Raw genomic sequence first — 14,891 nt, 5'->3', positions numbered from 1 at the left:
GCTAATCGAGGGAATATAATTATTTTTATTTAATTCGCACTTGTACTTCTTGCTCTTGTATTACTTGAATGATTAACTCCAATACAATATTTTGTATTAACTGATGCTCATTATCACGAAATGTACTTTGTTCTGATATGTATTCAATACATTGATATATATACCCTTCTACCAATAAGCTTCCTTTTTCAACTGTAAGTGCATTTTGCCCATTCTTTTTTACTTTTGGTATAAAAAATTCGGTTTTTGTCAAAATAATCTCCTGTTCAACCTCTTTTATTCCTATGACTTTTTCTTTAAAAACAACCTTTTCTCGTAAACTAATTTCACCTTTATATCTTCCTATTTCTATTGGTAGTTTCGCTGTAATAAAATTATTTACGTCTTCCCCATTTTCACTCTCTAATATTATACTGTGAATAGGAATCCATGAAGATGCCTCTACCTTATTCTCTTCTTTATTCCCTTTATTTTTTTTGTTATATAATTCAAAATGAACTCTCTTCTCATGAAGATTTAAAGAAACTAATTTACAATAAATATCCGAATGATATTGTTGCACTGTAGTTAATAACTTACAATCTAATTCACGCCCTTCTACACCTTTTTCATTCCTAAATACAAATGCTTCTTGATTTTTTACATTTATTTTTGGAAATATTTTAAAACTAGTTACTTCTGAAAAAATAGAAAATGGAGTTTTGATCACCAGTGAGCGTATTAAAGGCCCAATTTGTGATTCAGACGCTTTACCTTCTTTCTCTAATTTTGATGCTACATCTTCTCCCTTTAATTCAGGTGGTACTTCTACTTTTTCCCCTCTTTTTTCGTGTAAATTATCTTGTATATTCAGGTTTTTATACTTGTAAATTTCATCCCATATTCCCTTACCAATCCATGGATTTTTCATCACCATCCCCCCGTCCGATGAAATTCAAAAATTTGTTTTTTGTATGTGACCATTTCATCATTATATATGTTGTATAAAAATAAAAAAGAAATTGTCTTTTTAACAAAGACAATTTCTTTTTTTATTTTTATAGTGCTACTTGTACTTGTTGTACTTGTAAAACTTTTAAAGTAAGATCTAGTACAATTTTTTCACGAAGCGTACTAAATGGTTCGTTTAAGTCTGTAGGACAAGGTGAAAAGTCTAATTCAAAAAATTGAGCGCTTACTAATTCACAATATGGTTGTTCGTTATAAAAAACTGAATTTTCAAAGAAATATTTGTCTTGACGTGGTAAATCACCGTTTTTAGGATTTATAAAATGAGAAGTAGTGTCCGAAGAAGAAGCTACTAAAGCTAATGATAAAAAATCACCTTCTGTCAGATCTGCAAAACCAGAAAATGGAACATTTGCAATACGATCATATAGAACTCCATTACACTCGTCATTTGCATATTCAATATTTTTACGAATGTAGCCTTGTACAAATAATTTTGCTCTTGTAACTCGTCGGTAAGGTGTACCTGGTACTGGTACGAATGCTACAGGCACTAACTTACATTGTGTTAAAAATACGTTTTTTAAGATGCGTTTAATTTCGACTGCTGGAGGATCTAATGCAATATCGGACTCTACAACAATTTGAAGCGTTCTTTCAGCTAATACAACCGGAATCTTTACAATGGGTGCTCCTGGAGTAAGAATTGGTGTTGCAGTCTCATCGCTTAATGGTGTTTGGGTTTGTCCTTCTACCTGACATGGTACATTAATTGGACATTGTTCGCTCATGTTTCATGCTCCTCTTTTTATAAGATTTTAGAGTTTATGAAATTTTCAAACTCATAATACTTGTATATGTCTTTCTTCTATTAATGTTTGGGTTCTATAGTAGCCTTTTTAATCATTATCATTAAGTTAGTATAATCTACTCATTTTTATTGAAAATTCAGAAAACTAATACTTTTAGAGATATACATTCAAGACAGTATATTCCGAAATAAGAAATTGTTTTAAATTAGAATGTTTTCTTTGATAAGTGTGTGTTGATTAATTTCATAATCAGTAGTTCTATCCACTCTCCCTTGAAAATTAGCATAGTTTTTATGAATTCTATATCTAGTAGAAAGCTCTCTATCAAATAAAAATAGAATAGTAGGTTAATAAACAAGCATTCTTTTTACTAAATCATAGAATAATATGAACCCTAGTCGAAGGGAGGTATAAAAAATGTCCTGGAATAATGATTGCTGGAGCTCTAAGAAAAAGCAATGTTGTGATGATTGGTGGAAATCTAAAGATAAGCACCATTGTGATGACGATTGGTGGAAATCTAAAGATAAGAACCATTGTGATGACGATTGGTGGAAATCTAAAGATAAGCACCATTGTGATGACGATTGGTGGAAATCCAAAGATAAACACAATTGCGATGACGATTGGAAGTTCAAGCGAAATAAGTGTCGTTGTAAATGTTTCTTTATTTGTTGTCATTGTAAAAAGAAACATCGGTAAGATTTTCAGTACCAACTAAAAAGCAAAGAACATGTCTTTGGGACTGATAAATACTAGATAATAGTATATAAAAAGCTGACTAATTATAGTCAGCTTTTTGATTACTTTACTACATACACATAGGCTTCATTTGCAGTTACATAATATGTTTTTCCTATGCTATTGTGTACTTTAAATTGCGGGGATCCATTGACGTTTATTTTTGTATCAATTGTGAAACCTAATCCTGCATCTACAGAACCCGCAACATCCTTATCCTGCCAAGATGGAGCATCATAGAATCGTAGATTATTAACTTTAGAAACAACGCGCTTACCTACAATTGAAGAATCCACAGTGCTTTTCTTACTAAACTTTACATAAGATGAATCGTTCTTAACCCATTGTTCACCACCAAGATTTAACCAGCCATCCTTTTCAGCCCATACAACATAAGTTTCTGGTTTATTTAGCTGACGAACCTTAGAATAGCTTGTACCTGGTCCTTTACGTAAATTAACGTTATAACCTTCAATATAAGCAATTCCGTCTGTTACAGATGTTGGAACTTCTGCTGGTTTAGATGGCTTTTCAGGAACAGAAACATCAACATTAGAATTATTGTATGCTCGTTGTACATCTGCTCTAAATTGCGCTTCTGAAACTCCATGACTACGTAAGTAATCAAGTGGATCTTCATGATCTGTACCGCCAAGATACTTTGTAACATCATAGTGAGTCCATAATCCTTTTTCTACAGATAATCCACCGTCACGAAGAATTTTAGCTAGTAACTTAACGTATTTATCATAGCTGCGTTTGAATTTTGTATAATCTGCAGTCTCACATAATTCAACATGTACAAATCGTTTATTAGCAGCAGGACCGCCACCATAAGCAATGTACTTTGTATCGGCAATTTGAATTGTCTCATTCCAATCAACTGCATAGTGTACGAATGCATTTCGCCATGTGCGAGTTTCATACTTTTGGATATTAATAGCTGGAGCTTCCGGAGTTGCTGTGGAATGCGCCACAACCCCCTCATAAGCACCTACACCATTACGATATGGTTGTTTAGGTAGATCAGGTATAATAAGCGTTCTATCGGCAAACGAACTTGTTGCAACTGATAAAGCTAAAATAACAGCAAAGAGTACAGAAGAAATATGTTTTAATGTTTTTTTCATTTCACATCAGCATCCTTTTTCATGATTTTTGTGTGGTCAAATAATCCACTTGCTGATAGACCAATGATGATTCCTTGAAATACATTTGTTTTGATATCTCCGTCCAAAAATAAAACGCCTAGCACAATGCCAAGCGTTAAATTTAATAACGGAACGTATTTTGTTTGTAATCCAATTGTTTTTGCAATCTGCGAAAGACCAACTACAATTCCAATCATTACGGCTAAACTCACCATTACATACCACCTCCTTTCATTAAGAGAGTGAGAATGCCGCCTACAATCCCACCGACAATAAGTCGTAAGATCCAAGTAGTATTGGCACTAATTTTATCTAGCTGCTTGTTGATATTGATAATGTCTTTCTCGTTACCGGTTGTTCGCATTTCTAAGCTTTTAATTTCTAAACGAATGTCCTTGATATCTTGCTTGATTTCTTGAACATCACTTCTTACTTCTTGTAATCCTTCCACTTTAACCACCCCTTTTCAGACAATAAAAAAAGACCAGCTTATGGCTGCTCTGGTTTCTTATTTATTAGTTGTTGTAGTAGTAATTCTTCTAACTTTGCAATTCTATCTTCTTGGCTATTTACTAAAACCTTTAATTCACTAAGTTGATTCTCAATGTAAGCTTTCTCAAGTTTTTCTGCTTCAAGCTCTTGCTTTAACATCCCCATATCACATTGCAGATTATCTGTTTTCCAGTCTAATTCTTGTACAGCTTGCATTGTAATAGAAACAGAACCATAAATTGAGACCGCATCTTTCTCTCTTGTTGTAAACACTCCATCAGTATCTTCCGCAATCATACCGTAGTTTATAGGTAAAACATCAATTTCACCTGCATTGTATTTTTCTACATCAGAGATTAAATTATATTGTTTAATTCTTACACTATTAACTTTTTTCAGTGCTGAGAAAGGTAAGTCTTCGATGTTCGTTTTAACTTTTCGTGTAGACGTATTAATAAAATTCTTTGCATACACATTTGCATCACAACCAATGTTCCCCATTGTTTTTAAAACACCTAGCATCATGTTTGCCCAAGAAGTTCCTGTTCCATTTTTAATCTGTAGTCCGTCCCCAACATAGTCAGGATGTCTAGCCACTCTAAACATAAGCTGATTAGCAAACAGAAAATCTACATCCCCTTGATTATTTGGAGCTAAGTCTTTAATTATCAATGCAGGGAATGACTTGTTATCACTTGTATAAAAATTGAAGTAGCCACGCTTAGCGGTAAAGTAGATATCTTTATTAGCACTCAAGGTTATAAATCCTGTAGTACCACCCGTGGAACTAGCAGTAAGAGAAATATTACCGTTTGTATTAGTTAAACTCATATCGCCTACAGAGTTGATTTGCATTGCTCCATCATAACGATAGAAGTTAATATAACTCGACTTTAAAATGTCATTTCCACTTCTACCAGTAGCAACACCAATGGAGGCAACTGAGTTAGTCCATTGGTTTCCTGAAATTGTAGTTTGGTCAAGCACTAATGAACCGTTAAGAGTTCCTGAACTTGCATAGTCATTTCCTAAGATTAAAGCGGATTGAATATTGCTATCTGAACGGTTAATAAATCCAAAGTACCCACGAGCTTGATTACTTCCGTATAATGTCATGTTCTGAGCGTTTAAACGGATTTGGTTTGCTCCTGAACCCTGAGGTGCAGTTTGAATAGTTACCCCTTGTAAGGTTTGAGCTTTTAAGTGCTTCGCTTCAATATAACCATCAAGGTAAATCTTGTTTGCCTGAATCAATACAGATTGGGCTGTTTGGTTAATTGTAGAAGCTATGTTACCTTTTTCAACTCTTTGGTTAATCGCATCAGCCATTAATGATATTGAGCTTGAGTGAGATTCTACAATTGCCTTACTTCCAAATTGACCGTTTGCTTCTGTTTTCGTGTAAACCTCTTTAGCTTCTGCTTTTAGGTCAATCCGGTTAGATTGCTGATTGATCGTGGTCTCCATTTGAGTTACTTTGTTATTAAAATCAGATGTAGCTACTTTCTTAGCAATCTCACCTACAAGTTGGTCATAGTTGGCGTAGTCTTTTGGGTTCTCCATAAAAGTGCTAGGATTTTCCCCTTTTTGGAGTTGTGGTTGAGACATCCATAGTCTACCGTTACGTTTAATCGCTACGTTTCCTCGAACAGCAGTATGACCTGTAGCAGGGGCAGGCAGAGTTGCAGAAACAAATACCCATGAGTTATTAACAAGTAAGGGTAATAGTTGTACAGCTTTAGAAGCTACCCAAGTTCCACCGTTGTAATAAGACACTTCCATATAAGCCCCATCGTCTAATAAAGCTTTATTATCTGTGTAGAACCAAGCCGAGAATACATGGTCTCCTGAATTAGCTTGACTGGGTGCAGACTGATAAAAACTAGCAGGTGTGGTAGCCGTTAGCCCCGTAGTTTCTAATTTTACCGAGTTATAGCCATCGTGGTTACGAGCTGACTCTGGTGTAGCTTTAAAATTTGTTCCGTTCGCCCATATACCCCATTTAGCGACGCTAGGAGTTCTAGATGTGATTACTCCTGTAGAAGCATTTATTACTCGATCTTCAAATGCAGCATTAAATAGTAAGTTTGTGCTTCCTAATCCACCTACATATTCCTCCATTTGTGTGTCAGAAACCTTAGATTTAATTTGATTATTCAACTGTGTGATATCGCTTGTGTTTTGCTGAATAATTTCTCCTTGTTTATCCTGTGTTTTAGATAACGTTGTAATGGTTTGAGAATTAGAATCTGTTGTTTGTTTAACTTGATTTAAGGTGGATTGCATTGTACCTTGATCTTTTTGAACGGTTGAGACTGTAGTTGTTACACCCTCCACACTTTTTTCTATCTCGGTTGTTTTCTTAGTGAATTCTACAGTAGAAACTTGGTCTTTATCAGCACGATGCCAGTCCGTCATAATGTTCCCTTCTTCGAACTGTGGCAAAGCAATCCATACACGCCCATTTTTCCATACACGGCACCCAACACGTACTTTAGTCGTTTCTTTAGGAATGATACCTGTAGCGCTGTATCTCCCCCAGTGGTTATTCCCTAATCCTTTAATATCAATATCAGTACTAAATGTTGCTGTACGGGTGTTGTCATCTCTTTCGCAAATAATCTCAATTCGAAGAATGTCATCAAATGTATTGATATCATCTGTCATTACATAGAATGAAGCTGTATAAGGTTCTCCGATTGTAAAGGGTAGATTCTTTTGCTCTGCTCCACGGTAACGATTAGTCGTCTCGTCTCGTTGATCAGATTTTAATGTATTGAAACCTTTATATTTTACAGTTGTATCAACTGATACGCCTGTCACTACTGTCCAGTTAGCCATCCCATCTTCAAACGTAGAATTTAAAAATAAGTTACTTCCGCCTACCTTTAAGTTATCTAAACGATTTGTTACTTGACTAATTGATTGCGTGTTAGAATTAGCAGTTTGTTTAATTTCATTAGTCGTTTTTGTAAGACCATCTGTTGCGGACTGAATATCAGTAATCGTCTGCTTCGTACCTTCCACAGTTGATTCAACTGTATTTAATTTATTACTAATTTCAGTATCTTTTTTCGTTAAAGTTTCAATAGAAGTTTTAAATCCATCTGAAGTTTGTTCTATTTGAGTTACTTTTTTATTAATATTACCTTGTTCATTTTGTACATCAGAAATTGTGCGACTAACACTTTGTAAGCTTTCCTTTACTTCGTTGAATTGTCCTGTCGCCTGATTTTGTGTGTCTTGAACCTTTTGGTTCAATTCCGTTTTAGTAGTTTCAATATCTTTTTGAACATCTTTAATACTTTGCTGTAATGGTCCTGTATCCGGAACAACCGGTTCCCAAGTCGTACCTGTCCATATTTTCAAAATACCAGGCTTACCGCCACTAATATCACGCCATAACGTTTTATTCGGTTTAAGATTAGCTGTAGGTGGATTAACACTCTCTATGATATCTACAAGATTTTGTTCCACATATTCAACAGTCGCTTCTGCTAAATCTTTCGCTTCCTGACTTTCTTTTTGAGCCTGATCAGCTTTATCTTTAGCGTCAATGATGTTTTGATTTTGTTCAGTGACTTTATCCTTTAATTGGTCAAATAACTCTTGTGGAACCTTGTCATATAACGAGCTTAGTATCTTTTGATACAACCTACGTAATTCATCGTTTTGATCAACAATTTCACGATAATCACCAAACATATATTTATCTTGTTTAGGATCTTTAAATGATTCATCACCAGCAATAGCACGAGCTTCAAGATATAACTTAGGGGTAAACCCTTCATCTATAATTCGGATTGTATCTCCTTCGTTAATTAATTCGTGAGCTAATCCAAATAATCGACCGATACTTTGAGCATGAACTTCATAAGAAACAGAAGTGTTTACTAGTTTATTCATTTCCGTTTTCATGAGAGTCATAAGTCTCTGTGGAGACATATCCTCGTTTTCTGTTTGCGGAGTATAAAAAGCAAATTTATGTTTCCCTTTTTCATTCCATCGTTGATATGCTTCATCATCCACAAGATACGGAACGCCATTATTTATTTCTGAAATCGTAATGAATTCTCCATTATCTTTTTTTACGTAACCTAATAAAGCGGTACAAATGTTTTGAGAGTTTTCAATACGTTTAATCCCCAACAAATCCTTACCGACAGTTACTTCTTTTCTTGTATCTCGTCCCCTCTTCTTAACCATATCCACATAACGAACAACGATTTGAGAGCCGACAACTTCAGCACGGTATTGGATTTCTAATTCGAATGAAGCCGCAATCTTTTTTAGTAAATCCAATGGATTAGTGAATTCATCAATAGTCATTGAATGTGATCCGTCATGTTCTGTTTTACCTATTTCCCACTTCGTACCTTTTAGAGCTATTTCCATGCATTGTTTCAATGTTTTACTTTCAATTTTTTGTGGTTCAATAATTTCTTCTTTCGCAAGTTGAATCCATTCCCCTGATGCATAAACCACTAATGATTTATCATCAGAATCTTTTTCCACTTCAGTAATAACATAAGGTACTATTCTACCCCCACGTACCTCTTTCAACACTAAATTTTGTTGTATAAGTGTCGCTGCATGGTCTGAATGCTCAAATACTCTAAACTCAAATGTATCTATATTATTTTTAATTTCCCAATGTCTCTTATCATCCCAATAATCTTTTGGTTGTATAGCTGAAACGATTTGACTCTTTTTAAAATCAACAACATGTAAAGTGCCACTTGGTGTCCTCATCTAAATCGCTCCCTATACGTTAATTCCGCTATTCCTACATTGGCTGGACGCACTATAATTTCATTTTGTCCCCGTTTTACAATAGGAAATGTACTAAATATGTCTTTCAGTGCTATCGCATTCGTACCGTTAATTGTTACAAGTGAACGTTCTGTATCTATTTGGATTTTGTCTCCTACATCAAAAATATAAGGAGTCTCATCTATTTCTAAAGTATTAATACGCCAGAATTTAACGTCCTTAATTTGACATACATTAACTGGATAGTAATCCCCGAAAGCTACACAACCCACAGCAATATACTTTGGTTCCTTGGTAGTATTCGGATTTCGATTACCTACGTCATACCATTCCATTACAAATGAAGCTCCATCTTGTTCTGTTCCCACAATATGTTTCGCACAATAAACTCTCCAGTGGTTTCCTCTACGTGCTAAAGCAAAATGTCCACTGAATTTATTGAAAGTATCAACATAATATCCAGTTTCATTTGATAAAAGTTGTTCATTATCTCCAGTCCCAACGGAAGAATGAGCCAAAGTGATTTCGTGACTCATATATTCATCGCTCATATCCACTTGACAGATAACGTTGTAATTAGCATCCAAGACCATCGCAATCGTTTTACCCATTTGGTCATATTTCGTAGACTGTAAGGCGAACTGGATATCCATTTTGAAATCTCCAATTTTCTTACCTATAGTCGGGATTTCTTTCATCACAAAAGGCCCATGCCATTTGTTCAGTTCACTTTGTCCGTAATCCGAAGCTCTAAAAGCTTTTCCACCTACGACTTCCATAGAGCCTCTTGCAAGAAACTTTCCTATCTGTCCTCCAAAAGGTTCCCACCCCTTAAGGCTAGAACAATCATCATTGATAAGTCTCTCATCTTCTTTTACAATTTTGGATTTATACCCAACAGGATAACCAATCCGAAAATAGTCATTATCATTCCAGACATCAAGGAAAGGGCTCTGCGCTCCCACAGTTATATCAATAATTGGATTAGATTCTACAGATCCTCTATTACGAAATTCAGCTTTTAAATTCCCGCCCTCATCTATTGCTAATACTTTCTTCTGTGTGGGCCCTAACTTATAAGGCATAGGACAAATAAATGTAAGTGTTCCTATTCCAAGTGTCACAAATTCGTCTGGATCAAAGCTATCATCCACAACTGCTAAATACGTTCTATTTGGTTCTACATCAAAAATAAGCTCTACTGGTTGATCTGTTATTAGCCAATCTGCAATTTCTTCTTTTAATAGTTCTAAGTCTCCATCATCAGGAACAATAATCCCAACAGGAATAGATAAAACACGCATTTCCGTTTGTGTATTTAATAACCTTGCCCCTGGATATCCTGGAACACTTAGAAAATTACGTTTCAATGGTGCCCAAGTAGGTCTTTTCCAACCTTTTGCAATTTGGACAAATTCTTTACGTGCATTGTTAAATGTAAAAGAGCTCATTTTGACACCTCATTTCTGTATAAAATAAAAGAAACCCAAACCTAAAAGGCTGAGTTTCTTTGTTCTTCTCTTTCTTGATACTCTTTTGTATATCGATAAGTACCACGCGCCACATCTCGTCCCTCTAAAATAACTGGCACTTCAATAACCAAATCTCCACCTTGTGTTGGAATCATTCCATTTCCACCTGTTTGTCCAGGAGAATAATTAAACACTTGGTTTGCAACCGTATTTGTCATAGCTTGTCTACTATTAGACATATTTCCATAAACACCACTCATAACAGTTTTCAAGCCTGATAATTGATTCATAGAACTAGCCATCATACGGCTCATATCACCCATTAATTGATTCATGGTTCCAGTAATACCAAGTGATTTTTCTTTTGATGATAAAGGTGTAACTGTGATGGAATTACCTTTTTTCGTAAACAATTCCGGTCCAGCTTCACCTGTAATAAATGAACCATCACCTACAGGTTTTCCACCTTTAGCAAGCATTGGTACATGTGGAATAGTTGGAGCACTAACACCTGGTATATTATTTAATAATTCCGCTGGTGTATTAAATCCATCTATGAATTTATTAATGATACGAATGATTCCATTGATAGCTGTACGAATGCCACTTTTAATACCATCCCATACACCTAATACCGCTGATTTCATCCCCTCGAACGCTCCGCTCACAGCATTTGTTACCCAGCGGACAGGAGTCATAATAGCATCCTTTAATCCGTTCCACACTGACGATGCTGTGGATTTAATGCCATTCCATATGCTTGATAGCGTGGACTTAATCCCATTCCAGATACTACTACTTGTACTACTGATCATATTCCAAACAGTAGAGATAGCTTGCTTGATGTTATTGAATACCGAACTTGCTGTAGAAACAATTGAATTCCATAGACTAGAAAGATAACTTTTAATTGTATTCCATACCGCACTTGTAGTGGAGCTAATCGTGTTCCAGGTGTTTACAATCCAGTCTTTTATTGAATTAAATATTGGCATTACAAAAGCAACTAGACCATTCCAACATGATTGCAAGAAATTCTTAACCGCATTCCATACAGCCATTGTTGCCGAACTGATTGCATCCCACACAGCTATGATCCAGGACTTAATTTTTTCGAAAATCGGCATAACAAATGCTACAAGTCCATTCCAACAGGAAACTAAGAAATTCTTAATCGTTTCCCATACAAGGCTTGTAGTAGATTTAATCTTATTCCAGCATTCAGAAATGAAATTCTTGATACTTTCAAATATTGGCGTAGCAAAGTATAGAATAGCTGTCCAAATCGCTTGTAAGTATTGAGTAATGAAATTCCATACGGTTTGAATCACTGTGGAAATACCATTCCAAATCATAGTGAAGAAATCAGCAATCCCTTGTAAAATTGGTGTTAGAAAGGCAACTAATCCATTCCATGTCTCTTGGAAGAAGGTTGAAATTGAAGTCCATACCTCAGTGAAGAAGGTTGCTATTCCTTGTAAGACAGAAGTAAGATATTCCACAATTCCATTCCAAATTTCCATACAGAAATTAAAAATAGAAGTCCAAATACCAATGTATGCTTCTAAAATAGCGGTTCCCCAGGTTACAACAAACTCAACTATTCCATTCCATAAGCCTATTAAGAACTCCTTAATTGAATTCCAGACTTCCGATGTAGTTTCACTAATACTATTCCAGGTATCACTTGCCCATTGTACAATCCCATCCCATATTCCTACTAAGAACTCTCCAATTGCATTCCAGGAATCAATGGTCCATTGCCTTATAGAATCCCAATTTTGATAAATTAGAACGCCCAAGGCAACTACAGCGGCTACAACTACGGCAATTAGTGCGACCCATCCCATCATTGCAGCCCCAATACTCGATATGACGACAACTATTGGCGCTAAAGCCATAAATGCTCCTGCAATTACTCCAATGGCTATTGCAACGGCTGCCAGTGTGGCTGCTAGTTTTGGGTTATTAGAAATCCAATCAGCAATTTTAGCAACAACATCAGCTATAACACTTAAAACTGGTTTGAGAGCTACTTGTAAATCTTGCATTGCTTTTTGAAACTTAACTGCTGGGGATGCATCTATTTTTGAAGTAGCACCATGTAAATCCTCTACTCCTTTTTTCAGATCAACTTGTTTGCCTTCTGCTTTCAAAATAGTGTCGATAATTTTCTTTCCTTGGTCTTCCCAAAGAGTACCGAACATCTTCGTGCCAAGTGCATTTCTGTCTGTTGCATTTTCAACACCCGCTAAAGCTTTGGTTGCTTCAAGCATCGCTTTTTGTCCACCTTCGCCACCTTGAGCGATAGCTTGACCCCATTTTTCAAACTGATCCGCCGAAATCTTTGTTTTATCTAAAACCTCTTGCATAGACTTATCTACACCGGCCCCAAACTCAGCCATTTTGATACGTCCTTCTTTAACACCCGATATGTTCAACAGGACTCGCAACATCCTGCCAGTTCTCTTATGAACTTCTATATATCACTATACAGACCAGACTATATCATCATCTTTTATATAAGATGCTCCCCATTTCGGATGTCATTGGCTTACACCCTACGCTTTTCAGCTAGTCGTTGCACGTTCCTTTGTTAAAGGCTTCGCTCAGTATTGTCTCATTTGAGAGTTTCACTGAATTAAAGGAGTTTGCTATGAATGTCACCACTCACAGGGACAATTTTTCATCCAAAAGGTTATCGATATTCCAACTTTTCGTATCGACTCCTGCTGCCATAATGCCTTGTACTTCTTTAGCTGAAAAACCAGCTTGAACCATTTGATCCCCATACTCAGCAATAATATCTAATTGCTCCGGTGGAAATCCTGTTTTTAATAATGTATTAACTAGCCCCAATGCTTCTTCGTTAGTAATACCTAGCGTTGCGCCAATCTCATTGGTTTCCTGTATCAGCTCATTAAAATCAATTCCAGCATAGGATGCCGCAATGGTCGCTGCCCCTTTAACTACAGCGGCGTTTGTTTCGTCAGATGCATCTTTATTCAATGCCCATTGTCTACGAACTCCTTCTAGCGCTTCTTCAGCATCGACACCATAAGTAGTAACACCTCTAATAGCTTCTTCTACTGATTTTTTCGAAGACTCCGGAACCTCAAAAGTGATATCGATTTTTGTTTGTAAACTTGACATATCCATTGCTTTTTCAATTGCGGTTGCAATTCCGCCGCCAGCCGCTAAACCACCGATAACATTTTCTAACCCTATTTTCAGACCTTCGAACTTTTTCTCAGTTCTGCCAGCTTCTTGTTGTAAATCTCTTAATTCATTTTGTACTTGTCGTATTGAGTTTCCGGCATCCACAGAACGAAGCGCACGTTGTAATTTATCAATATCTGTTCCTGCTCCTAACGCTTCACGACCGATAATTCCAATTGCTTGCTCTAACTGCTTACTTGTAGCCGTCCCATTCCGAATTGCATTCACAAGACGATTTCCTAATGCACCTGCAAAATCATCAACGCTTTTTCCTGTAGCACTAAACAATGTTTCTAATTGCCGGGTGGAACTGGCAACATTGTCTTGTTCTGCTTTCATGTTTCCGAGTTTATTTTTCAGACCATTAAGCGATCCTTCTGTAAATTCAATTTCACGCCTGAAAGCACGATATTGTTCTTCAGAAATTTTACCGTTTTGAAATTGAGCTTGTACTTGTTGTTCAGCTGCTTTTAACTTGTCTAGCTTTTGTGTTGTATTTTCAATTTGTTGTGTAAGTAACTGTTGTTTTTGCGCTAACGCTTCCACATTACCTGGGTCAAACTTTAGCAACCGCTCAACATCTTTCAACTCTTTTGTTAAATCATTACTTCGTTTATTGACATCTTTTAAAGCATTCTGAAGTCCCGTGGTTTCTCCACCAATTTCAATCGTAATTCCTTTAATTCTTCCTGCCATTTTCTCACCCCTTTCTTAGAATGAATCGAAGTCTTTTTGATTTGCTTTTCTAACTTTTTCTTTGTCTGGATTCTCCATTTCAGCAAATTCAGCAATGTAATCAAAACAATCACCGATTGTCATATCTTCTAAATCCCAACTTGTTAGTTTCGCTTTATAACAAAGCGCAAGAAACGTATCAGTGGTTAATTCTTCATCACTGAAAGCTCCTTGCTCTCCATTACTTTTCTTTATTTTTTTTTTGCACCCATCGTACTTTGAATCATGTCCATAATTTCCGGAAGAATCTCAGAAACAGGGAACTCGTCAAAACCATCTAACCACGTAATTGGATCAGCAATTTCTGAGTTTGCTGCTTTCGCGTATAACCAAACTAGATCATAAACAACCTCAAAATCTACTTTACTTAAATCTGCATTCGCTAAATCAATAGTAGCGCCAGCTTGAGGATTGGAAGGAGCAATAACACCTAATTTGAGCATATCCGCAAATAAATCACGTCTAAATTGCGCTTTATACTTTTTAACCGTTGCCGCTGTACTTTTTAATCTGACTTGTTTCCCGTCTATTGTAATTGTCTTTTCCAT

Annotated in this window: 11 protein-coding genes; 1 reads left to right on the top strand and 10 read right to left on the bottom strand. The window is 36.1% G+C overall.

Annotation, left to right across the window (positions count from 1 at the left end; all coding sequences use genetic code 11):
- Window positions 1-25 precede the first annotated feature (25 nt).
- Window positions 26-910 (bottom strand): BC_2427 family protein, encoded by an 885-nt coding sequence (locus AC3WVA_RS12990; RefSeq protein ID WP_492321985.1) that lies wholly within the window; start codon window positions 908-910, stop codon window positions 26-28.
- A 127-nt stretch (window positions 911-1,037) separates the two neighbouring features.
- Window positions 1,038-1,739, bottom strand: a complete 702-nt coding sequence (locus tag AC3WVA_RS12985) for a CsxC family protein (protein ID WP_492321984.1) — start codon at window positions 1,737-1,739, stop codon at window positions 1,038-1,040.
- Window positions 1,740-2,298: 559 nt separating this feature from the next.
- Between AC3WVA_RS12985 and AC3WVA_RS12980 the strand changes: the two genes are divergently transcribed.
- Window positions 2,299-2,481, top strand: a complete 183-nt coding sequence (locus tag AC3WVA_RS12980) for a hypothetical protein (RefSeq protein WP_492321983.1) — start codon at window positions 2,299-2,301, stop codon at window positions 2,479-2,481.
- Between the two features lie 82 nt (window positions 2,482-2,563).
- Here the strand turns inward: AC3WVA_RS12980 and AC3WVA_RS12975 are convergent, their stop codons facing one another.
- From AC3WVA_RS12975 to AC3WVA_RS12940, 8 genes are all read right to left on the bottom strand, one after another.
- Window positions 2,564-3,631, bottom strand: coding sequence for an N-acetylmuramoyl-L-alanine amidase (locus tag AC3WVA_RS12975; RefSeq protein ID WP_492321982.1), 1,068 nt, complete (start codon window positions 3,629-3,631; stop codon window positions 2,564-2,566).
- A complete protein-coding gene (locus AC3WVA_RS12970) occupies window positions 3,628-3,867 on the bottom strand; it encodes a holin (protein ID WP_492321981.1) in 240 nt (79 codons plus the stop codon). Before AC3WVA_RS12970 ends, AC3WVA_RS12975 begins: the two co-directional genes overlap by 4 nt.
- On the bottom strand, window positions 3,867-4,103 hold the full coding sequence (locus AC3WVA_RS12965) for a hemolysin XhlA family protein (RefSeq protein ID WP_000398739.1): 237 nt from the start codon (window positions 4,101-4,103) through the stop codon (window positions 3,867-3,869). The genes AC3WVA_RS12970 and AC3WVA_RS12965 overlap by 1 nt, the downstream gene beginning before the upstream one ends.
- A gap of 38 nt (window positions 4,104-4,141) precedes the next feature.
- Window positions 4,142-8,896: a phage tail spike protein gene (locus tag AC3WVA_RS12960; RefSeq protein ID WP_492321980.1), complete on the bottom strand. Its 4,755-nt coding sequence runs from the start codon at window positions 8,894-8,896 to the stop codon at window positions 4,142-4,144.
- Window positions 8,893-10,368 (bottom strand): distal tail protein Dit, encoded by a 1,476-nt coding sequence (locus AC3WVA_RS12955; protein ID WP_492321979.1) that lies wholly within the window; start codon window positions 10,366-10,368, stop codon window positions 8,893-8,895. Before AC3WVA_RS12955 ends, AC3WVA_RS12960 begins: the two co-directional genes overlap by 4 nt.
- Window positions 10,369-10,409: 41 nt before the next feature.
- Complete coding sequence (locus AC3WVA_RS12950; protein WP_492321978.1) at window positions 10,410-12,794, bottom strand: phage tail protein; 2,385 nt, start codon at window positions 12,792-12,794, stop codon at window positions 10,410-10,412.
- A 265-nt stretch (window positions 12,795-13,059) separates the two neighbouring features.
- Window positions 13,060-14,304, bottom strand: a complete 1,245-nt coding sequence (locus AC3WVA_RS12945) for a hypothetical protein (RefSeq protein WP_492321977.1) — start codon at window positions 14,302-14,304, stop codon at window positions 13,060-13,062.
- A gap of 230 nt (window positions 14,305-14,534) precedes the next feature.
- Complete coding sequence (locus AC3WVA_RS12940; protein WP_492321976.1) at window positions 14,535-14,891, bottom strand: hypothetical protein; 357 nt, start codon at window positions 14,889-14,891, stop codon at window positions 14,535-14,537.

The sequence above is a fragment of the Bacillus sp. EB106-04-02-XG92 genome (genome assembly GCF_058791995.1).
This window is presented reverse-complemented; position numbering and strand designations above follow the sequence as displayed.